Origin of the sequence: Pseudomonas sp. NPDC078416 (assembly GCF_050268485.1) — a bacterium.
GTDB lineage: Bacteria > Pseudomonadota > Gammaproteobacteria > Pseudomonadales > Pseudomonadaceae > Aquipseudomonas.
Map to the genome: position 1 here is coordinate 1 of NZ_JBNNGV010000037.1, position 20,803 is coordinate 20,803.

A 20,803-nucleotide genomic window follows, 5' to 3' on the forward strand; every position below is an offset into this window, starting at 1 on the left:
GATCTGGGGCGGCACGTTGTACGGGCTGGCTGTCGCACCTGCAGATGATCGAATCGCTATGGTATTGGGCACAACCTGGAAAGTGTGCGCCTTCAGTATCACCTTGCTCTCTGTACCAGGCTTTGTTGCGGTGTTCTGGGCCTTGCGCGGCCTGGCGCCAACCCGGCTGAAGCTTGCGGGCGCCTGCGGCGGCCTGCTCGCCAGCTCCCTGGCGACGCTTGCCTACTGCCTGCATTGCCCTGAAATGGCCGTACCGTTCTGGGGTATCTGGTACTTTCTGGGGATGCTGGTTCCGACCTTGATCGGTGCGGCCATGGGGCCGCGGTGGTTGCGTTGGTAGTGGCTCATTTGCGCGCTTAGATCGAGTTGGGCCTGGGTTTGAGCAACATAACGAGCGTGCATGTTTGAACCATTGCGGCCGCTCGGCACCGGTGGAAGTCGGCCAGCAGCCACCGGTCACCAACAGCGGTTTTCGAGCGCTCCAACCGCTGCCGCACCGAACCCCGAATCTATCGCTTACTTCAACGCCTTCAAACGCAAGCTCGCCCTTTGCACCGCCGCCATTTTTTCAGGGCGCTTCATGCGCTTCCACTTTCTGATGTCGTCCTTGGTCCGCCCACAACTCACACACAGATCACCCCTGAGCTGGCACACAGCGATGCACGGATTTTCGATTTCTTTGGCCATCGTCAGTCACCCTTAACCAGTCGCTTCTGCCAATTGCCACCCTGGGCGCGCTGGCATTTTTCCTCAGAGTCAAAGCGGACATTGCGATCTGACAGCTTCAGATCGATGCCGGCTTTATTCAACGCAATGGCCGTCAGCTCAAAGATGCGCGCCTTCGCTTCAACCTCGGCGAGCTGTCTGTCCGCCAGCGTTTCGAACACCCAGATCACCTTCAGGGTTTCAGCCAGTGCGTCCAGGTCAGCCATATGGGTCAGCCAGGTGAAGCCTTTGATTTCACTTTTTGCTGCTTCGCACGCTTCGGTCAGCGTGGCGATTAACCGGCGTTCGATTCGCGCCAGTTCACGTTTGCCGGGTGGCATCGCAATTTCCTTTGGAGTAGGGGCGGGGCGCACAATCAGGCCGGGCGAAATTCGACCGTCAGGTGCCTGATTTCATGGACCGGCTGCAGACGTTCACGAATGCTGTCGGCGTTCGCAGTGGCGGCGCCAAGGACGCTGAGGATGGCCGCATGGGCTTGGGGGCCGACCCGCCAGACGTGCAAGTCGGTGATGGTGGCGTCTCCCGGTTCTTCAACCAACTGGCGGATCTCCTCGGCAACGTGCGCGTCAGTCTGATCAAGCAGCACGCCTGCGGTAACGCCCATCAAGGTCCATGCCCACCGCGCGATAACGAGGGCGCCGACAATGCCCATGGCCGGGTCCAGCCACACCCAGCCCAGGTAGCGACCGGCGAGCAGTGCAGCGATGGCCAGCACTGACGTCAGCGCGTCTGCGAGGACGTGGACATAGGCCGATTTCAAATTGTTGTCGTTGCCATGATGGGCATGGCTATGGGCGTGATCATCAGGGTGGTGGTCATGATCTTGGTCATGATCGTGTCCATGACTGTGCCCATGGCCCAGCAACAGGGCGCTGACGATGTTGACAATCAACCCGGCAATCGCGATGAGCGTAGCGGTGCCGAACTGAACGTCGGTTGGCTGCAAGAGGCGCATCACCGACTCAACGCCGATCCCCAGGGAAACCATACCGAGAATCAGCGCCGACGCGAATCCGCCCAGATCTCCAACCTTTCCTGTGCCGAAGCTGTAACGCTGGCTGGACGCGTTGCGCTTGGCGTACCCATAGGCGGCTGCGGCGATGCCCAACGCGCCGGCATGAGTGGCCATGTGAAAACCATCGGCCAGCAACGCCATCGAGCCGGTGAGATACCCGGCGGTGATTTCACCCACCATCATCACCACCGTTAGGGCCACCACCCACAGAGTGCGCCGGGCATTCTCATCGTGGGCTGAGCCAAGGAACACGTGGTCGTGGGCGTAGTTGCTGCTGCTGTTCATGAGTGAGTGCCGGGATGTGTTCACTTGGAATAGCGCCGAATGGCTTCAAGCAGCTCTTCGACGCCTTTGTTACGCTCGGCTTCGCTGAGACCCGGGTCCGCAACGTGGGCGCGGGCGTGGTCTTCAATGATTTCTTCCATCAGGCCGTTGATGGCCCCGCGCGTGGCGGCGACAAGGTGCAGCGTCTTGGCGCAGTCGAGGTCCGACTCCAACGCCCGTTCGACGGCCTGGAGTTGTCCGGCAATGCGTTTGACGCGCTTGAGAAGATCGTTTTTGTTGGCGGCGATATGGCCCATCGGATGCACCCCTGGCTAGACGGAATGCAGGATAGGGGTACCCCCTATACCTATGCAAGGGCGCACTTACGAATGGATCAACGATGGCTCGATGGGATCGACCATCATGTTCAACACGAAGGGAGGCGAAACCGCCTCACCCCCGCAACGCACGCCGTACATACCGCCGCACATCGTCCAGCGCAGGCACCACGGCCAGCGCGCCAAGCACCAGCGACAACGGCACGGTGGCGATGTACCCGACGTGTTTGAACCCGTACGCACCTGCCACCCCGCCAGCGAAAAAACTCAAGGCCAGTACGGTCAGTATTTTCAGGCGCGCACGATTGGCCAGCACGCGCGGCTGCCCGGGCGGTGTGGCGCCATTCCAGTAAAAGAATTTGCCGAGCTCAATGCCGATATCAGTGACGATGCCGGTGATGTGCGTGGTTCTGATTTCGGCTTTTGAGACTTTGGTGATGAGGGCGTTTTGCAGGCCCATGATGAAGCACAGCAGCATCACGGTCAGCGACACGATTACACCGTCCAGCGCCGAAAGCCTGGCACCCAGAAAGCCGAAGCAAACCAGCAAAAAAGCTTCCAGCAACAGCGGCAGTGCGAACGCACTGTGCAGGCGTTTGCGACGGGAGTAGTTGACCATGATGGCCGAACAGGCCGCGCCTGCCACGAAGGACAGCAAAGCGCTGCCGCCGCGCACCACCAGGTCGTACGCACCCAGCACCGCGTTGTCGGCCATTGACGAGACGATGCCGGTCATGTGCGAGGTGTATTGCTGGACCGCCAGAAAGCCCCCGGCGTTGATGGCGCCGGCCACAAACGCCAGGGCGAACCCAAGGTGCCGGTTAGCGGCGGGGGTGCGTCTTCTGCCGGTCAGGCTGCGGATGTATCTGATCGCCACTGAACGGCCCCGTGCCTGCTGGTTGATCTGAAACCGTCGTCACCCGACCTGCGTAAGCACCGCCTCGACCCGCCAGTACGCCACCCGCCCGTAGTGTGCGTACAGGGCTTCTTCGCGTTCGCGGTTCAACTGCTGCGTGGATTCGTAATGAGGGGATGCCCTGACGGCGGCCTGTTCGAGGTCCACCGCGACAACCTTGTCCTGCCACGACACCTCGACGATCCACTCTGGCGCGATCAGCACTTTGTGTCCATGCCACCAATGGCTGGTATTGACCACCAGGTACTGAATCGCCCAGGTGTCTTCGTTGATCAGCACATCATCGACATGGCCGATGTCACCGTCTGTGGCTTTGATGTGACAGCCGATCAGCGCCCGGCAACTGCGCAGGCTTTGATCGTCGGTTGGCTCCTGGGTCGGGGCCGAGATGGCCCAACTTTCGACCGCCGGCCGATGTTCAGCGGCTGCGATGGCGCGCCGATTATGTTCGGATTCGAGAATGTCCGTGACCTCCTGCTTTTCAACATTGATAGGCAACCGGCGTGATGCCCAATCAGGCAGTCCGATGGAAAACGGCGAGATCAGCACCTGACCGCCGAACAGCCAGGAGCCGGTTTCGACCACCAGGTACCTGATCACCCAGGCTTCGTTGTCGAAATAGAAGTCGCTGACGTCACCGATGTCACCGTCGATCGCGACGAGGGTGAAACCTTCAAGGTCTCGCATGCTACGTAACATAAGGGTGTCCTTTGTTGTGCCGGTCGAGTGCTCGGCACAGGGGAAGGGTGCAAGCCGGCCGCTCGATGGGGCCACGGACACTCTGCGCGGTGCTGCACGTCGCGTCTGTTCGTCAGCGCACGGTGAAAGGAATACGTCTCCAGGTCCTTGAAACCGTTGCCGGGACTGCTCACTCACGGCGGCGGGTGTAGCTCAGCAAGCGGTCGGACTCGGCCTTGACCACCGAATAACATTCGCAGCTCAAGCGCTCCAGACGCGGGCGGTCAAGGACCTTGATCTGGCCCCGGCTGTATTCGATGACGCCCTGGCGCTGCAGCTTGCCCGCCGCTTCGGTCACGCCTTCTCGGCGCACACCGAGCATGTTGGCCATGAGTTCCTGGGTCATGGTCAGCTGATCGCCTTGCAGGCGATCCAGTGACAACAGCAACCAGCGGCACAACTGCTGATCGATTGAATGGTGACGATTGCACAAGCCGGTCTGCGACATCTGCGCAATCAAGGCCTGGGTGTAACGCAGCATGAGCAGCAACAGGTCGCCGTGACGATCGAACTCTTCCTTGAGTTTGTGACCGGCGAGGCGGAAGGCGCCCCCGGCACTCTGCACGACTGCGCGGCTGGACGTGCTCTCGCCACCCATGAACACCGCGATCCCGACAAGCCCCTCGTTGCCGACCACGGCGATCTCTGCCGAGGCGCCGCTTTCGGTGACCTGCAGCAGGGACACGATCGAGTCGGTAGGAAAGTACACATGACGCAAGGTGTCGCCGGGCTCATACAACACCTCGCCCAATACCAGCTCCACCCATTCCATGTGCGGCGCCAGCCGGCTGAGTTCTTCATCGGCCAGCGCAGCCAGCAAGTGATTGTTGATCGGCTGCGGCGCGGTGCACATACGGGAACTCCGGAAGAGGGTACGACGAAGAGAGAGTACTCCAGCGCGGCGCTGGCACTGGAGGTCAATCATCGGCGGCCTTCGCGTATTCCACTGCCGCTGGCGCTGCTGGCCGTGAACCGCCGCACTGGATGCGCACCCGGCGTTCAACGCCATCATTGACCAGCGTCAGCGTGTCTCCCTTGACCGGCTCGCCGTCCAGTGTCATCGAGTTGCCGTGCCCATCGCCACGGACCACCTCGAAGTGATACTGCGTCTGTGCGAAGCGATAGCTCAGGGTAAATCCGGGCCAGTCCGCCGGCATCAACGGGTTCAGTTGCAGCAGGTTGCCGGTGCGTTCAAGACCGAGCAGCGACTCGACGCCCAACCGGTACATCCAGCCAGCGGAGCCGGTGTACCACGTCCAGCCGCCACGCCCTGCATGGGGCGCAATGCCGTAGACATCGGCCGCCATCACATAGGGTTCGACTTTATAGGTGTCGATCTTGGGGCTGTTGAGGGGGTCGGCCGGGTTGATCATGTGCAGCAGCTCCCAGGCTTTGGTGGTGTCGCCCAACTGCGCAAAGGCCATCGCCGCCCAGACCGCTGCGTGGGTGTACTGTCCACCGTTCTCGCGGACGCCCGGCACATAGCCCTTGATGTAGCCCGGGTCTTGCAGGCCCTTGTCGAACGGAGGATCAAGCAGCAGGACCGCGCGGATGTCGGGTTTGACCAGGTACTGATCCACCGCCTGCATCGCCCGATGCCGGCGGACGGGTGATCCGGCACCGGACAACACCGACCAGCTCTGGGCGATGGAATCCAGCCGACATTCATCGTTGACTGATGAGCCCAGAGGTTGCCCGTCGTCGAACCAGCCGCGGCGATACCATGCGCCGTCCCAGGCAGACGCTTCCAGGTTGTCACGCAGCTGTTTCGCCTGTTCACCGCAGCGTGCAGCGAATTCGCTGTCGCCGCGGCGTTCGGCGACCCGCGCAAAGCGCTCAAGCACATCACAGCCGAAGAAGCCCAGCCAGACGCTTTCGCCCCGGCCGAGATAGCCCACGCGATTCATGCCGTCGTTCCAGTCGCCACTGCCCATCAGCGGCAGACCGTGTTCGCCGCGGCTCAGGCTGTGCTCGATGGCGCGGACACAGTGCTGATACAGCGGCTCCTGCAGCGCTGACAGACCGGGCAGGTCGTAATAGGATTCTTCCCCCGGCCCCAGCGCGCGCCCTTCAAGGTAGCCGGCGGATTCGTCCAGCACGGACAGATCATCGGTGACTTCGACGTAGCGGCTGGTGGCGGCGACGAGCCACAGGAAGTCGTCGGAGCAGGCCGTGCGCACCCCTCGATTGAGGGGAGGGTGCCACCAGTGCTGAACATCGCCTTCGGTGTATTGATGATTTGCGCACAGCAACAGATGCGCCCGCGCCGCTGCCGGGTCGGCATGAATCATCGCCATGCTGTCTTGCAGCTGATCGCGAAAGCCGATGGCGCCGCCCGACTGGTAATAGCCACTGCGGGCGAGGAACCGGCAGGCGATGACCTGGTACATCAACCAGCCGTTGAGCATCACGTCCAGGGCCGGCACCGGGGTCTTCACCTGAACCACGGAAAGCACCGAGCGCCAGTGGTCTTTCACTTTCTGCAACTCCGCCGCCGCCACCTGCACGCCTTTGTAGCGTTGCGCCAACTGGGTGGCCGCCTGGGGATTTTTCTCCGCACCCAGACGCAAGATGACTTCTGTTCGCTGGCCGTGTGCGAGCGCCACCGTCACCTGTATCGCGGCGCAGGGGTCCAGACCGCCGCCGGTTTTTCCGGACAGCCCCTTGTGCCGCATCGCGGCGGGAGACTGCAGGCTGCCGCAACGTCCGATGAACTCGGTACGGTCCGCCGTCACGCTGTGATCGACGGTGTCGGTATCGAAAAACGCTACGCGCTCGCTGAATTCCACCGACCAGGCGTTGCGCGCAAACAGAGCGCCGCTGGCAGGATCGGAATGGGTGACCACGTGCATGGCTGATTTGCTGCGCAGATCGCCCAGCACCCACTCCACATAGCCCGTCACCGAAAGGTTTCGGTCCCGCCCCGACACATTGCGCAGCACCAGCCTGGAGAACTTGATCGGTGCATCCAGCGCCACGTAAACCCAGAGCTCGCTGTGGATGCCATCCTCCTCGTGCTCGAACACGCTATAACCAAACCCGTGGCGCGTCCGGTAAGCGCCAGTGCCCGAGGCGGGTCTGGGGGTGGTCGACCAAAAGTGGCCGGTGTCTTCATCGCGCAGGTAAATGACCTCGCCGACGGGGTCGCTCACCGGGTCGTTGTGCCAGGGCGTCAAGCGGTATTCGTGGGCATTTTCGGCCCAGGTGTAGGCACTGCCGGACTCCGAGACCACCGTGCCCATCCGGGCATTGGCAATCACGTTGCCCCAGGGGGCTGGTGTGACATGGGAGGCCGGGTCGTTGATGATGTACTCACTGCCATCCTGGCTGAATGCACCGTAGGCGTTGCTCAGTGGCAATGACACGGGCAAAGGGGCAAGGGGCTTTAATGGCGCGGGCACATGGACGGCGGTAGCGACAAACGGCGCGTGCACCCGGACCACGCGGCGGCGGTGAACCTGTTCGGCCAGGTTCCCCAGGCCTTCGGAAAACACCAGGCGCGCAGCCGACAGGATCAGCGTGCGGTCCTCGTTCGACAACTGCTGCGCCATGCGCACGAATATGCCGCCCGGCCGGTCCACCAGCGTGGCTTCGCTGCCGGAAGTGACCAGTCCCATGATCGCGTCCTGCAGTTGCTGGCGGTAACCCAGCTGATCCTCGTTCCAGATGAGGAGGTCGGTGAGCAGGCCTTTCTGGCGCCAATAGGCGTGGGCCTGAATCATTTTCTGCACCAGCTCGATGTTTTCAAGGCTTCTGACCTGCAACAGCACGATGGGCAGGTCGCCTGAAATCGACTGTCCCCACAGGCCTTGCTGATTGCGCAAATTGGCCATCAGCACGGTGTTGTCGGCGCGCAACCCCGCGTTGGCGTAAATCAGTGAAGAAGCCATCTGTTCAAACAAACGGGCATCGGCGGGCGAAACGTTGAGCTGACGCAGCAGTACCTGACTGTGGGTCCACGACAAGTCGAAGACCCGGTCCGCCAGATGTCGATCCCGGTACTTGTTGATCAGCGAGAGGCAGTCTTCGCGGCTGTCCGCAACGCCCGTGACCAGGTCGATAGTGCCTTGCTCCCCGGGCTGCAGGGTGATCCGGCAACGGATGGCGACAATCGGGTCCAGAACCGGGCCGGCACTGCCGGACAGTTGCTCGCAGTCCGGGTCCAGTGCTGCCGGCGACCGGGTGCTGCGGCCTCGACCAATGAAGCGGGCGCGGTCGGTCTCGTAGGAAATGGCCTGGATATCCACCCCATGGGCCGCCAGCAGGTGGCACATCCACGGCGTGTGCTCATCGCTGGCGCGCGGGCGACGGCTGCAGACGATGGCTTGCAGCGGCAGCAGCAATTCGGTCTGCACGAATAGCTTGCTGAACGCGGGGTGCATCGCGTCCGTTTCCGGCGCAGCCAGCACCACTTCCCCATAGGTCGTGATCTCCAGGGTCTTGGCAGACTCCCCTCGGTTGGTCACGTGCAGGCGGCGCAGTTCGATGTTGTCTTCAGGGGAAACGACGATTTCCATATGGGTGTCGAAACCCAGTTCCCGGGTGCGAAACTCGGCACGGGCATCGCTGAAAATAGCCTCGTGGCTCTCGGCCCGGTGCAAGGTCGGCTGAAAGGCGCTGGACCAGACGGCGCCCGTGGCAACGTCCCTCAAGTAACAGAACATGCCCCAGTGGTCCCGGGTGGTGTCTTCCTGCCAGCGGGTGGCGGCCAGGTTATCGAGCCGGCTGTAACCGCCGCCGGCGCTGGTGAGCATGACGTGGTACTTGCCGTTGGACAGCAGTTGCACCGCCGGGCGCTTATGTCCCGGGTTGGCGAACACCCTGAGGTCATTTTCCTGGCCGGCGCCTGTATCACTTGCGGCGGGCTGCTGGGCGGTTTGCAGGTAAGGCGCTGCCACTTTGGGCACCCGCTCTTGCAACAGCAGAAGTGCCGACTGCAGGGCAGGGTCCGATTCAAACCGCCGTTGCATGGGCTGGTTGAGCAACACACTGGTCAACGCCAGCAGGCTCATTCCCTGATGGTGCGCCATGAAGGACTGCACCCAGGCGTAACGCTGGCCCCGTGGCAGGCGGGCTTCGGTGTAATCAATCGCTTCGTAGAATCCGTAGCGTCCGCAGGCGCCTTTGCGGGCCAGAAGCTGCAGGTTTTTGCAGGCCGCCTCGGCGTCCACCATCAACGCCAGGACGCTGGCGTACGGCGCGATAACCACGTCGTCGCCCAGGCCGCGCTTGAGCCCCAGGGCCTGAACGCCGAACGCCCGGTACTGATAATTGAAATGCGCATCCAGGGTGTAATAACCCGATTCCGATACCCCCCACGGGATGCCCAGGCGTTTGCCGTGTTCGATCTGCACGGCCACCGCCGCACGGCAGGTCTGGTCGAGCAGGCTGCCGTCGAAGTTGGGCATGACCAGCATGGGCATCAGGTATTCGAACATCGAGCCGGACCAGGACATCAACGTGGGTACGCCGTCGGAGTCACCGAGCAGTCGGCCGAGGGTGAACCATGCCCGCTGGGGAATCTGCCCCTGGGCGATCATCACGAAGTTGGTCAGGCGCACTTCCGACGCCAGCAAGTCGTAATAACCGGTGTCCAGGCGACGCTCGTCGGCGTTGTAGCCGATCACGAACAAGTCGCGCTTGTTGTCATAGAGCAGGGAGAAGTCCATCTGCGCGAGGTTGCCCGTCAGCAGGATCAGGCGATCGATCCGGGCGATGGCGTCGAGGGCGGCCTTGCGGACCGTGTCTATGCGCGGGTGATCCTCTGCAGCCCAGTCCGCTTCATTCAGCCGGGACAGCTCCCGCAGCGTGCGGCGACGGGGCTGTCGGTCGGCCAAAGGCGTTGGCAGTCGGTAACGTTCGAGGGCCGCGATCCAGTCATCACACTGGGCGAGCAATGCGGTTTGCCAATACGCGCTGTCTTCGGTGCCGCCCGCCGTCATGGCCGCAACCCGAGCACGGACGGTCTGCAACGTCGTCAACGGCGCACCGGTTTCATCGGTTCCGGCGGGCTCTTCGAGCAGGGGATAGAGCGCGGTCAAGGTGCCCGCGGTGTCCGTCGTTTCAAGCAGCGTGTCCAGCGTGATGCGCAGGCCTTTGAGCATGGCGGCATCGAACACCGCAGCGTCAGGCAGCTGGATCAAACCGGCACGCAGGGTCAGCAGGTGCCCGGCCAGGTTGCCGCTGTCAACGGTAGATATGTATTGAGGGCGCAGGGGCTTGAGTGTCTGCGTGTCATACCAGTTGTAAAAATGGTGCTGATAACGCTCCAGGCTGTCCATGGTGTCCAGCGATGCGGACAAGCGCTGCAGCAGTCGGTCGGTGCTGAGATAGCCGAAGTCGTGGGCTGCCAGATGCGCCAGCAGCGCCATGCCCATATTGGTCGGCGAGGTGCGGTGGGCAATCATCGCTTTGGGCTCTTCCTGGATGTTGTCAGGGGGCAGCCAGTTGTCCTGTGGCCCGACGAACTCATCGAAGAACGCCCACGTCCGCCGCGAGAGCACTTGCAGGAAGCGCCGCTCTTGCTCCGAGGGTTCGAACACCGCGTTTTCCGGCATTGCGCTCAGGCGCCAGGCGATCCAGGGGCCGGCCGCCCAGGCGAGCAGGAACGGCAGGGCGATCAACAGGGCAAGCGGGTCAGTCAGCAGGCCGGCGAACCCGCAGAAGGCGAGTACAGGGCCTATCCACATCTCGCGGTAGAGCGCCGGCAGCGGGTTTTGCGTGTTGCGCTCGACTTCCCGGGAGGGTTGCCATTGCAATAACAGGCGACGGCTGAACAGGATCCGCCAGAGCGAACGCGCGATGGCGCCCACGCTGTAATACATCTCGAACGGCAACCATGCGACGCTGGCAGCGATCTGGGCGAGGTCCTGCCCCAGACTCCTGCACAGCGCGGCGAGGTATTGCCGATAAGGCACGTTCAACGGCGGTTGCAACCCATCGGTCAGGGTCCTGAGCAGCGGTTGCATGACCAGCAAGCCGAGCACCGCCAAGGTCCAGGCCAGCGGTTCACTGCTGGCGAACCAACCCCAGGCCAGCATCAGCAACACAGCCGCCGGCTCCAGGCTGCGGCGCAGGTTGTCGAGAATCTTCCAGCGCGCCATGACATCGAGACGATTGCGTGTCCATTCTCCCCGCGTGTTCAGGGTCCAGGGCAGGATCCAGGGGGTCAGCTGCCAATCGCCGCGAATCCAGCGATGGCGTCGTTTGACGTCCACGCTGTAGCGGGACGGGTATTGCTCATACAGCTGCACATCGCTGAGCAGGCCTGACCGGGCGTAGCAGCCCTCGATCAAGTCGTGACTGAGGACCTGGTTGTCCGGCAGACAGCCTTCCAGCGCACAGGTGAACGCGTCGACATCGTAGATGCCCTTGCCAATGAAAGAGCCTTGTTTGAACAAATCCTGGTAAATGTCCGACACCGCCCGGGTGTAGGGGTCGACGCCGCCGCCACTGCCGAACAGGCGTGAATAGATCGAGCGGGGTGTGCTGGTCAGGCTGATGCCGACCTGGGGTTGCAACAGCGCGTACCCGGAAATGACCCGCTCACGGCTTGCGTCGAACACCGGGCGGTTGAGCGGGTGCATCATGGCGGCCACGCACTGGCGGGCCACCTCGCCTGGCAGCAGGGTGTCGGTGTCCAGGGTCAGCACATAGCGCACAGACACAAGGGCCGAGGTGTCGCCGACAACGGTGCTGAAACGGTTGTCGCCGGCACCCCGCAGCCACGCGTTGAGGTCGGACATCTTGCCGCGTTTGCGTTCGTGGCCCATCCAGGCACGCTCACCGGCGTTCCAGCGGCGGGGGCGGTGAAACAGGAAAAACCGCGCTGACAGCTCCTCCGCGTATTTGCCGTTGAGTCGGTTGATCGCCGCCGAGGCATAGTTGAGCAGGTCGGCATCTGCTGGCTGTACTTCAGTGGGTGCATCGAGAAAGTCGGTGAGCAGCGCGAAAAAAAGATTGCTGTCGCGATTGGCCAGGAACCTGACTTCCAGGCCCTCCACCAGTTCGTCGATGTCGGCGCGTGAACCGATCAGGGTCGGAATGGCGACCAGCGTGCGCGCCTCATCGGGAATTCCGTCGGCGTAATCCATCTTCGGCAACATCGCCGGCAGCAGGCTGAAGGTGACCAGCCAGTTGATGAGGCTGAACGCCAGGCGACTGGTCATGACCAGACAGGGCACGGCCAGTGCGATGAGCGCGAGATCAGGCAATCCGTCCCGGTAGGCCGAAGACAGCAGCGGCAACGCAAAAATAATCGTCAGGGCACCGGCAGGTGCCAGGTAGAACGTCAGCGGAGAACTTTCCAGCAGACGTTTCCAGCGTTCATGAAAGGGCACACGGGCGCCGAGTTTTTGCTCGAGAACGCCGATGCCGGGGCCGACCAGAAAAAAACCGATATGGCGGGCGAGATCGTCTCCGGCGACCGCGTCCCGCTGTTCCCCGGACAGCGCCACGACGGTCTGGGCGACGAACATCTCCGTATGTCGACTGCGCCTGGCCAGCCGTTCGATGACGTGGCGATAGCTGTCGCGCGTGGCGAAGTCCATGCGCGGGTAGACCTCGGCCGGGTCCTGTTGAAGGGTCTGCTCGACATGGCTCATCGCTTCGACAAACTCACGCCAGGGGGTCGCTGAAAGCAGGCGCAGGCTGGCGATGCTGTTGCTGATGGACATCTGATCCGCAGACTGTTGCTGCGCATCGAATTGCACCTGGCGCTCGATACTCGAACCGGTCTCGGCGAGCAACTGCTCGATCCAGTTGAGCGGCAGCGCCAGGGCGGCGCTTTGACCCTGTAATCGGCGGGCGAACTCGGCAACGAATGCAGCCGTCATGGGCGGGGAGGAATGGGCCATGTCGGCGACGCTCAGCACCACGCTTTTCACGTCGTGCTCGGACACCTCGATGAGCCGTTCGGCCCAGTCATCGGCCAGGTTGCGATCGTCCCAGTTGGCCATGACCCGCGAGGCGACGCGCCGCAGGTTTTCGATCAAGGCCAGGCGCAGCATGATCGGAATGGCCCACAACTCGCCCAGCGTCAGCGGCATGACCGTCTGATAAGAGACGACGAAGCGCTTGAGGCTCAGTTCGTCAAACCGTCCATCACCGTGGGAAATCGTCTCCAGGGCAATGTCATAAACCCTCGGCAGGCCGCTGGAGGGCCCATTGCTCAGGCGCGGCAACTCACGGTTGTAACCCTTGGGCAGGTGGGACCGTGCAGTGCGGATGTGATCTTCGATCAGAAAAAAATTATCGAGCAGCCACTCGGCGGCCGGGGTGATACGGCGCTCGGACGCCTGAGCTTCAGTCAACGCGCTGCAGCTTTGTTTTAGCAATGCCTCGTTGTCATCCAGCCTGCCCAGCAGGAAGTCCCGCGCAGTCACCGCACCGAGCTGATGCTGGGTGGCCAGGGCAATGCCGTGGCTGGCCATCTGGTCGGCGTTGAAGAGTTCGGCGCGCAGCAGCCGTTCGTAGGCGAACGCAAGCTTTGGATGGGCCCCGGCGCGACCGGCCAGCCGGACCCGTGAGATCGCCTGTTTGGTGCGTGTCCATGTGCTCGTCATTAGTTTCCCTGAAATGACTTGCACTCCGGCGAACGCAGCGTGTTGGGCAGTGTGCACAGCGGAGCGCCGGCACGGATGTGCCCTGGTGAACGGAGCGTTCAAGCCCTGACAGTGTGAGTACGCTTTCTCAGGGCTGTCTGTTCGCTGGCGCACATAGCGTTGCGCGCAGGCCTTTTCCTGCGCGGTTCTCCAGCGTGATTTCACCGCCGAGGCGTCGTGCAATCGATTGCACGATGGTCAGGCCCAGCCCGGCGCCCTGATCGTTGCCGCGGCTGTAGAACCGCTCGAAGAGACGCTCCCGCTCGGCTTCGTCAATGCCGGGTCCCTCGTCCGCAACGCTGAGCTGGAAATAGCCATTGCTCACCCCCAGGGTGACGATCACCTGACCGTTCAAGGGCGAAAAATTGACCGCATTGGTGACCAGGTTCTGCAGGGCAATGTCGATGGCGGCGAAGTCGGTTCGTACCATCAGGGAAGGTTCATCGCAGTCGAACACCAACTCCAGCCCCCGGCTTAATACCCATGGCGTCATTTGGACGAGGCTCTCGCGTACGGCCGCAACGATATCGGCGTTGCGGGTGAGCACCGCGCCGGCACCGGGCTCCATCCGCGCGACGGTCAGCAACTGATTGACCAGCCGCGTCGTGCGGTCGACGCCGACGATGAGGTAACTCAGGGACTGGTCGCGCTGCGCCTTGTCGTGCGCCTCCAGCACGTTTTGCGCATGCACCCGCAGCACCGCCAGCGGCGTGCGCATTTCGTGGGCGGCGTCGGCGATGAAGCGCCGTTCACGGCTCAGCACCTCCTGAATCTGTCCGAGCAGTCTGTTCAGGGCTGCTTGCATGGGTTCCAGCTCGCTGGGCAGCGGGGCCAGTTGCAAGGGTTCGAGGGAGCCCGGATGACGACCGCGCAGCGTAGCGGCCAGATCGGCCAGCGGCTTGAGTCCCCAGCCAATGGCCAGCCAGATCGCGCCCATCAGCAGCAGGCTGCCGATCAGATTGGGGATCACCGTGTGGCGGACGATGCGGTTGACCAGGTCCGAGCGCACGTCGTCACGCTCGCCGACCCAGATCAACAGGTCATGCTGCTCGTCCCTGAGCACGAAGGTGCGCCACTCATGTTTGCCGAGATCATTGATGTCGCTGAAACCGGTGTACTGGGGCGCACGGGTCAGGCTCGGCGCGCTGGGGGTGTGCACCAGCAGTCGCCCTTGAAGGTCCCAGACCTGAAAGGCGATTTTGCTTTCGTAGGGGTGGCCGTCGACTCGGGGTTCGGCCTGAGCCAGCGCCTGATTGAACGCCTGGTACAACTGCGCATGCTCCTGCCGCGCCAGGGGCATGCGCATGACGCCTTGCAGCAGCCGGGCATTGGTGGCGAGCTGCGCGTCATAGACTTCGGCGATTTCGTGGTTGCTGTCATGGAGGTTGACCAGCGTCAGGATCAACAACCCGATCAGCACCAATCCGAGGATCAGGGTCAGCGTGCGGCGACGGATCGAGGTCAAGGGCGATCCTCTACCAGGTAGCCGACGCCGCGCACGGTGCGGATCAGCTCGCTGGAAAACTTCTTGCGCAGGTGATGGATGTGCACTTCGAGGGTGTTGCTCTCTGCTTCTTCGTTCCAGCCGTACAGCAACTGCATCAAGCGCTCACGGGTCATCACCCGGCCCGGTGGCGAGAGCAGTTCGTACAGCAGCTGGTATTCCTTGGGGGTGAGGGCGACGGGTTCGTTCTTATAACTGACTTGCTGGGTGGCCGGGTCCAGGCGGATGCCCGCGTGCTCGATCGTGACCCGCGCGCGCCCGGCACTGCGCCGCAACAGCGCGCGCAGGCGTGCCTTGAGTTCGGACAGGTCGAAGGGCTTTATCAGGTAATCGTCGGCCCCGGCGTCGAGGCCGGCAATGCGGTCTTCGGTAGCGTCCCGTGCCGTCAGGATCAGCACCGGCAGCGCCGAGCCGCTTTCCCGCAGGCGCCGCAACACCGCCAGGCCGTCCAGCCTCGGCAAGCCGAGGTCGAGAATGGCCAGATCGAATACTTCGCTCAACAACGCATGGAGGGCGCTGGCGCCATCCTTCACCCAGTCCACCGTGTAGCCTTCGCGACTTAACGCCTGATGAATGCCCTCACCGAGGGCAACATCGTCTTCAACCAGCAGCAAACGCATGAATGCTCCGTCATTTCAGTTTCTTGTTTACGTCCACCAGCAATAGCTGGATATCTTTACGGCGTCCACTGTCCGCCACTTCGCGGCCGGGGCGGGGTGCGGCGAGCAAGGCTTTTTCCAGCGCTTCCTTCGCCTGAGCGTAGTGGCCCTGGCGGTAGAGATGATCGCCCCAGAAGTAAAGCGGATCGATGCCGTCGGGATTGAGTTTCAGCGCCTGCTCCAGCAGCCCTTGCGCTTTATCGGCATCGCCGAATCCGATGGGCCATCCCGGCACGCGATCGTACAGTGCCGCCAGGCTGGCGTAGGCGGAGCCTTGCAAGGCATTGGGGTCCAGCGTCATGGCTTTTTCGAGGTCGGCCTTCGCGGTTTTGACTTTGCTCAGGGCACCGAGCCCGCCCTGAGCACCGGCCCAACTGCTGGTGACGATGCCCGACCATATCCAGGCCTCGGCGACGGCGGGGCGCTGCTGGGTGAAGGCAGAGGATTTGGCGGCCAGCTGTTCGAAGGCAGCGACGCGCTGATCTTCCGGCAACTGGTATTGAATGCGCGCCCACTCCTGCTGAATCCCGGTCAGGCGTTGCTGATCCGGTGCATCCAGTGCCCATGCGGGCAGGGCGAGGGTGGCGAGCAGTACGACGAGTAGAGGTTTCATGGCTTGGTGCTCTTTTCGAGGGGGGCGCTGCTGAGTCGGCGAATGAGGGGCAAGTGTTTGCGCAGCCCACGGTCCACCACGGCAGGCAGCAGGCTGTTGAGGCGGACAAAGAATTGTTCTGGCCACCCCATATAAAGCTCACGCTGATTACCGACGATGGCACGGACGACCGCGGCGGCGACCGTCTGCGGATCGTCCTCGGCGGTTTTCAGGGCAGAGTTGAGCGCGCGCGCGGCGGGGCTGTTCATTGTCGTGCGGGTGGCGCGCGGGGCGACGTACAACACGCCGACCCGCGTATCTGCCAATTCACGGCGCAAGGCTTCGGAAAACCCGCGCAGGGCAAACTTGCTCGCGCAGTACGTGGCGTAACCGGCGTAGCCAATCGAGCCGTAGGTAGAGCCGACGTTGACCACCATGGCGCGGCTGGCCTGGCGCAGCAGCGGCAACAGCAGGCTGGTGAGCTGGATGGGCGCGTTAAGGTTGATGTCGAGCATCGAATCGATCTCGTGCCCCGGCAGTTGCTCCAGCATGGCGAAATGATTGATGCCGGCGGCGTTGATCAGCAGGTTGACCCCGCTCATCGCTTGCGCCGTCATCAGCACGTGCTGACGACCTTCGGCGGTGGTGAGATCGGCCTTCACCCAATGCAAAAGATGGGGGTACTGCTGTTGCAACGGCAACAGCGGTTCCTGATGGCGGCAAACGGCGAGCACTTCGGCGCCATGACTGCACAGCGCCTGGGCGATGGCCATGCCGATGCCGCCACTGGCGCCGGTCAGGACGACGCGGGTTTCAGACAGACGCATGGTCGAGTTCCTTCACCGGTTCGGTGTGTGCGAGGGGCAGTTGGCGGAACATCTCGGTGTACAAGCCGTAGACCACTTTCGAGGCCTTGATCACGGCTGCTTGATCCTCCGGGTCTTCAAGACGGTCCATCAGCGTGCGATAGGTTTCCATGTGGCCGACATCGAGGCTGCCATGGGAACTCAAGTAACTGAACGCAGTGGCCGGCAGCCCCAGGCGCTGTTGAATGCTGCCGGCGGCATGGGTGGCCAGGGCGATGCTGGTGCCTTCCAGCACATTGACCATGCCGAACAGTCCCACCGGATTGCCCCGGGCGATGAGATCGTAGAGGTAGGCGACCATCAGCTCGATGGGCAGGCCGGGCGTGCCGTCGCGCACGGCCTCGGCATCGCCTCCGCAGGCGCGCAGGTCATTGAGGATCCACTGCTCGTGGCCGTATTCGTCTTCGATGTACTCGCACACCGCGCCACGCAGCCATTCCAGCCGCGAAGGCAGCCGCGCGCCGCAGGCCATCATCAACGGCACGGTATGGCGCACGTGGTAATACGCCTGGGTCAGGAAGGCGCGATAGCTCTCCAGCGAGACCTCACCGTGCAGCGCCTGATGGATGACGGGCAGATTGAGCAAGGTCTCGCGCTCGGTGCGGGTGGCGTCTTGCAGGGTTTGGAAGAAACTCATGATTGAAGGTCCTTTGCTCGCGTGGGCTCAGTGAACAGATGTCGGTAATTCGCCAGAATGGCGTCGCGCCGGGGTCGGCCATTGGCCGTGGCCATGCCGTTGGCGGTGGTGAAAGGTTGGTCGAGACGGGTCCAGCTGTGAACGCGCGCGTAGTCCGGCAGCGCCTGATTGGCCTGCTCGACAGCGCCGTGCAGGTGCGCGTCGGTGGTGTCCGGGCGCAGGGGCCACAGCAGCGCATGGTTGCCAGGCAGGGCTTCGCCGTAGACGAATGCTTGAGCGATCAGACCGCGCTGGGTCAGTTCGGCCTCGACCCACTCAGGGTTGACGTTGCGACCGTAGCTGGTCACGAACTGATGCTTCTTGCGGCCGTGAAGGTAGAGGTAGCCGTTGGCATCAAACTCGCCGAGATCACCGCTCGGCCACCACTCGGGTGCGGGGTCTGCATCGCCGAGATAGCCCCGCATCCGCGACCCGCGAATCAGGACCTCGCCGTCCTCGGCCAGGCGTATCTGCACATGGGGCAAGGGTTTGCCAACGCTGCCGGGATGATGGGCGCCGGGACGGTTGAGGGCCACCACCGACGCGCATTCCGAGAGGCCATACCCTTCGTACACCGGCATGCCAAGGGTTTCGGCGCGCAGCAACAGCTCATGGCTGACTTTGGCACCGCCCACCGCGATGAAACGCAACGCTGCCGGGTTAAACGCGCGCATTTCGCAAGCGCTGACCAGCAGCAACAACAGCTGCGGGACGAGGATCATGCTGTGGGGCTGTCGCGCCGCCAGCGTTGACAGCAGACGCGGCAACTCCACGCCACTGGCCCCTTGAATCCCCAAGGCTCGCTGGCTTGGCAGACTCAGCATCGCCCCGGCGTAAAGCGCGGCGTAGCAGCCGACGTTTTCCAGCAGGATCGCCAGCGGCAAGAGTGAAAGGTGGTGGGCGGGCTGGCGAGATTCGCTGGCGCGCTGCAGCTCCAGAGCTACCGTTAGTACGCTTGCGGCGTCCAGGCAGACGCCTTTGGGCGTGCCGGTCGTGCCGGAGGTAAACGTGAGCTTCGCCGTGCCGACGGGCAGGGGCGACGGCTGACGTTTTGTCCGCAGCCAGAATCCCTGCTCATGACGGAACGCCGAGGTGGGCAGTTCATTGGCATAGTCGTCGTCCGCAATGACCACGTCGGCCTGGCTCTGCTCCAGGCAGTGAAGGCGCTGCGCCGGGCTGAAGAAGGGTGGCAGCGTCACACAGGCCAGGCCTGCGAACAGAATCGCCAGGTCCCAGATCAACAGGTCCGGGCCATTCTCCAGGGCAAGGGCCACGACCCTGGCGTCGAGGTCCTTGAGCCTTTCCTGTCGCAGATTGATTTCTGCGTCCAGCTCGGCGTAACTCAGTTTCAGGTCATCGCCCCACAGCGCGCAGGCATCGGGCTGCCCGACGGCCAGATCAGCGATGCGTTGGCGAAACCCGCTCAGTTCAGGCGACATGGCAGCTGTCCTCCAGGGTCAGGGGCAGCCCGAAGCGCTCAAACACGCCGCTGCTGCTCAAGTGCAGAAAGCCCGAGCGAATGTCGCCGACGTGCACGCTGGGTTGGGAATCGTAGTAATTGCCCCAGGCGTGCCGGTCTTCGCCCAGGCGCAGAGGGTCGGCAACGCAAAGGGTGAGGGGGCGCAGCCCGAGGCGATTGAAGCTGTTCACCAGCCCGGCGTTGCCGGTGAACGCCACCCATTCCAGGCCGCTCATGGCGAGCAGCCAGGTCACGGTGATGATGCTCAGCCGCGCGCTGCCCAGGTTGCTGGCGGCGAGGTTGCCCACTTCGACGATGCCCTGACGGTCCACGGGCCTGCCGGCACTGGCTTCGATCATCTGCTCGACAGGCTGATCCAGATAGTTCTCCAGGAACAGTGCGCCGGAGCTCGCCACTCGCACTCCGGCCACGGCACACAGCGTGCCGGTGTTGTCGTGGAGTCCGAACAGCTCGGGCATGAAGCTACGGATCTCGGCGTTGTGCGCCTGGCGGAAGCGATGCTGGATGAACGTCTCGTAGGCGTCGCGCAGGGGCTCCTGAGACAGCGCACGATTGAGCGAGAGGGCCGGTGATTGCGCAGCGCCGAATCCCATGGGCAGGAAATCCAGAGGCAGCGCACCGGACGGCATTGAGTTCGGTGGTAATCGGTTATTCCAGTCCAGACCCTGCATGGGCGTGGCTCCTCCCCAGTGGTGATAGGGTGGAGTATCGGTGTCGATTCTTAACGAAGTCTGAAGGTGAGAAATTTGCCGGGTCCGGCTTTCCTGGCGATCTGCGCGGCGTCTTCAGACTGCCTTAAGACAGCGGCCCCAAGGTGCGGAGCCATTCAGCAACATCCTCCCCACTCAGCGAGCGCCCACTATGAATTCAACCCCACACCGGTACGCCAGATTGTCGATGTCCTTGCACTGGCTGATGCTGGCGCTGTTCATCGGCGTTTACGCCTGTATCGAGCTGAAAGGCTTCGCGCCCCGGGGCAGCACGCTGCGCTCGCTGTTGCTAGGCATGCACGGCATGTTCGGTCTGTCGATATTTGCGTTGGTCTGGCTGCGGCTGCTCGGCAGACTGATGCACAAGGCGCCTCCCATCACGCCGGCCCCTCCTACCTGGCAGCTCGGGATGGCCCACCTCGTTCATGGGCTGCTCTACGCACTGATGATCGCGACACCGGTGCTGGCCTGGCTGATGCTGTCGGCGGGTGGCAAGCCGATGCCGTACTTCGGCTTCTTCCTTCCGTCACCCCTGGCCGTCGACCCTGATCTGGCCAGACAAATCAAAGGCTGGCACGAATGGGCCGGCAACCTGGGCTACTGGTTGATCGGCGTCCACGCCGCAGCAGGGCTCTTCCATCATTACTTTGTCCGCGACAACACCCTGCGCCGCATGCTGCCGTTGACGGCCGAAAAGCGTTAATAAGCGGTCACTGC

General features: G+C 62.9%; 17 protein-coding genes. 2 read left to right on the plus strand and 15 right to left on the minus strand.

Annotated features, from left to right (window positions below; translation table 11 throughout):
• A partial coding sequence (locus tag ACQKEN_RS22605; protein WP_427688918.1) for a DUF1109 domain-containing protein occupies positions 1–340 on the plus strand: 340 nt, incomplete at its 5' end.
• A 176-nt stretch (positions 341–516) separates the two neighbouring features.
• Here ACQKEN_RS22605 and ACQKEN_RS22610 read toward each other — a convergent pair.
• The 15 genes from ACQKEN_RS22610 to ACQKEN_RS22680 all read right to left on the minus strand — a co-directional run bounded on the left by ACQKEN_RS22610 (position 517) and on the right by ACQKEN_RS22680 (position 20,047).
• Positions 517–687 carry a DUF1289 domain-containing protein gene (locus tag ACQKEN_RS22610; RefSeq protein ID WP_427688920.1) on the minus strand — a complete coding sequence of 57 codons (171 nt, stop codon included), beginning with the start codon at positions 685–687 and terminating at the stop codon, positions 517–519.
• Between the two features lie 2 nt (positions 688–689).
• Complete coding sequence (locus ACQKEN_RS22615; RefSeq protein WP_427688922.1) at positions 690–1,046, minus strand: hypothetical protein; 357 nt, start codon at positions 1,044–1,046, stop codon at positions 690–692.
• Between the two features lie 35 nt (positions 1,047–1,081).
• Positions 1,082–2,026 (minus strand): CDF family Co(II)/Ni(II) efflux transporter DmeF, encoded by a 945-nt coding sequence (gene dmeF / locus ACQKEN_RS22620; protein ID WP_427688924.1) that lies wholly within the window; start codon positions 2,024–2,026, stop codon positions 1,082–1,084.
• A 20-nt stretch (positions 2,027–2,046) separates the two neighbouring features.
• Complete coding sequence (locus ACQKEN_RS22625) at positions 2,047–2,322, minus strand: metal/formaldehyde-sensitive transcriptional repressor (protein ID WP_265385331.1); 276 nt, start codon at positions 2,320–2,322, stop codon at positions 2,047–2,049.
• Positions 2,323–2,458: 136 nt separating this feature from the next.
• Positions 2,459–3,220 carry a YoaK family protein gene (locus ACQKEN_RS22630; protein ID WP_427688926.1) on the minus strand — a complete coding sequence of 254 codons (762 nt, stop codon included), beginning with the start codon at positions 3,218–3,220 and terminating at the stop codon, positions 2,459–2,461.
• Positions 3,221–3,259: 39 nt separating this feature from the next.
• Positions 3,260–3,958 (minus strand): PRC-barrel domain-containing protein, encoded by a 699-nt coding sequence (locus ACQKEN_RS22635; RefSeq protein ID WP_427688928.1) that lies wholly within the window; start codon positions 3,956–3,958, stop codon positions 3,260–3,262.
• Between the two features lie 169 nt (positions 3,959–4,127).
• Positions 4,128–4,850 (minus strand): Crp/Fnr family transcriptional regulator, encoded by a 723-nt coding sequence (locus tag ACQKEN_RS22640; protein ID WP_427688930.1) that lies wholly within the window; start codon positions 4,848–4,850, stop codon positions 4,128–4,130.
• Positions 4,851–4,914: 64 nt separating this feature from the next.
• Positions 4,915–13,560 carry a GH36-type glycosyl hydrolase domain-containing protein gene (locus ACQKEN_RS22645; RefSeq protein WP_427688932.1) on the minus strand — a complete coding sequence of 2,882 codons (8,646 nt, stop codon included), beginning with the start codon at positions 13,558–13,560 and terminating at the stop codon, positions 4,915–4,917.
• A gap of 127 nt (positions 13,561–13,687) precedes the next feature.
• Positions 13,688–15,064, minus strand: a complete 1,377-nt coding sequence (locus ACQKEN_RS22650; RefSeq protein WP_427688934.1) for an ATP-binding protein — start codon at positions 15,062–15,064, stop codon at positions 13,688–13,690.
• On the minus strand, positions 15,061–15,723 hold the full coding sequence (locus ACQKEN_RS22655; RefSeq protein WP_133770422.1) for a response regulator: 663 nt from the start codon (positions 15,721–15,723) through the stop codon (positions 15,061–15,063). Before ACQKEN_RS22655 ends, ACQKEN_RS22650 begins: the two co-directional genes overlap by 4 nt.
• 10 nt (positions 15,724–15,733) lie before the next feature.
• The gene (locus tag ACQKEN_RS22660) at positions 15,734–16,375 is read right to left on the minus strand and encodes a tetratricopeptide repeat protein (protein ID WP_427688936.1); all 642 of its coding nucleotides are present in this window, start codon (positions 16,373–16,375) and stop codon (positions 15,734–15,736) included.
• Positions 16,372–17,181 carry an SDR family oxidoreductase gene (locus tag ACQKEN_RS22665; RefSeq protein WP_427688938.1) on the minus strand — a complete coding sequence of 270 codons (810 nt, stop codon included), beginning with the start codon at positions 17,179–17,181 and terminating at the stop codon, positions 16,372–16,374. The genes ACQKEN_RS22660 and ACQKEN_RS22665 overlap by 4 nt, the downstream gene beginning before the upstream one ends.
• Entirely contained in the window at positions 17,168–17,857 is a 690-nt protein-coding gene (locus ACQKEN_RS22670; RefSeq protein WP_427688939.1) for a TenA family transcriptional regulator, read from the minus strand. Before ACQKEN_RS22670 ends, ACQKEN_RS22665 begins: the two co-directional genes overlap by 14 nt.
• Positions 17,854–19,335: an AMP-binding protein gene (locus tag ACQKEN_RS22675; protein ID WP_427688941.1), complete on the minus strand. Its 1,482-nt coding sequence runs from the start codon at positions 19,333–19,335 to the stop codon at positions 17,854–17,856. Before ACQKEN_RS22675 ends, ACQKEN_RS22670 begins: the two co-directional genes overlap by 4 nt.
• Positions 19,325–20,047 carry a thermostable hemolysin gene (locus ACQKEN_RS22680; RefSeq protein WP_427688943.1) on the minus strand — a complete coding sequence of 241 codons (723 nt, stop codon included), beginning with the start codon at positions 20,045–20,047 and terminating at the stop codon, positions 19,325–19,327. The genes ACQKEN_RS22675 and ACQKEN_RS22680 overlap by 11 nt, the downstream gene beginning before the upstream one ends.
• 190 nt (positions 20,048–20,237) lie before the next feature.
• Between ACQKEN_RS22680 and ACQKEN_RS22685 the strand changes: the two genes are divergently transcribed.
• Positions 20,238–20,789 carry a cytochrome b gene (locus ACQKEN_RS22685; RefSeq protein WP_427688945.1) on the plus strand — a complete coding sequence of 184 codons (552 nt, stop codon included), beginning with the start codon at positions 20,238–20,240 and terminating at the stop codon, positions 20,787–20,789.
• Positions 20,790–20,803 lie beyond the last annotated feature (14 nt).

Coding starts and splice junctions, on each gene's coding strand:
- ACQKEN_RS22625 (WP_265385331.1), bottom strand. CDS start 2,322: ATGGGCCATATCGCCGCCAACAAAAACGATCTTCTCAAGCGCGTCAAA.
- ACQKEN_RS22615 (WP_427688922.1), bottom strand. CDS start 1,046: ATGCCACCCGGCAAACGTGAACTGGCGCGAATCGAACGCCGGTTAATC.
- ACQKEN_RS22665 (WP_427688938.1), bottom strand. CDS start 17,181: ATGCGTCTGTCTGAAACCCGCGTCGTCCTGACCGGCGCCAGTGGCGGC.
- ACQKEN_RS22640 (WP_427688930.1), bottom strand. CDS start 4,850: ATGTGCACCGCGCCGCAGCCGATCAACAATCACTTGCTGGCTGCGCTG.
- dmeF (WP_427688924.1), bottom strand. CDS start 2,026: ATGAACAGCAGCAGCAACTACGCCCACGACCACGTGTTCCTTGGCTCA.
- ACQKEN_RS22655 (WP_133770422.1), bottom strand. CDS start 15,723: ATGCGTTTGCTGCTGGTTGAAGACGATGTTGCCCTCGGTGAGGGCATT.
- ACQKEN_RS22685 (WP_427688945.1), top strand. CDS start 20,238: ATGAATTCAACCCCACACCGGTACGCCAGATTGTCGATGTCCTTGCAC.
- ACQKEN_RS22670 (WP_427688939.1), bottom strand. CDS start 17,857: ATGAGTTTCTTCCAAACCCTGCAAGACGCCACCCGCACCGAGCGCGAG.
- ACQKEN_RS22680 (WP_427688943.1), bottom strand. CDS start 20,047: ATGCAGGGTCTGGACTGGAATAACCGATTACCACCGAACTCAATGCCG.
- ACQKEN_RS22610 (WP_427688920.1), bottom strand. CDS start 687: ATGGCCAAAGAAATCGAAAATCCGTGCATCGCTGTGTGCCAGCTCAGG.
- ACQKEN_RS22645 (WP_427688932.1), bottom strand. CDS start 13,560: ATGACGAGCACATGGACACGCACCAAACAGGCGATCTCACGGGTCCGG.
- ACQKEN_RS22675 (WP_427688941.1), bottom strand. CDS start 19,335: ATGTCGCCTGAACTGAGCGGGTTTCGCCAACGCATCGCTGATCTGGCC.
- ACQKEN_RS22635 (WP_427688928.1), bottom strand. CDS start 3,958: ATGTTACGTAGCATGCGAGACCTTGAAGGTTTCACCCTCGTCGCGATC.
- ACQKEN_RS22660 (WP_427688936.1), bottom strand. CDS start 16,375: ATGAAACCTCTACTCGTCGTACTGCTCGCCACCCTCGCCCTGCCCGCA.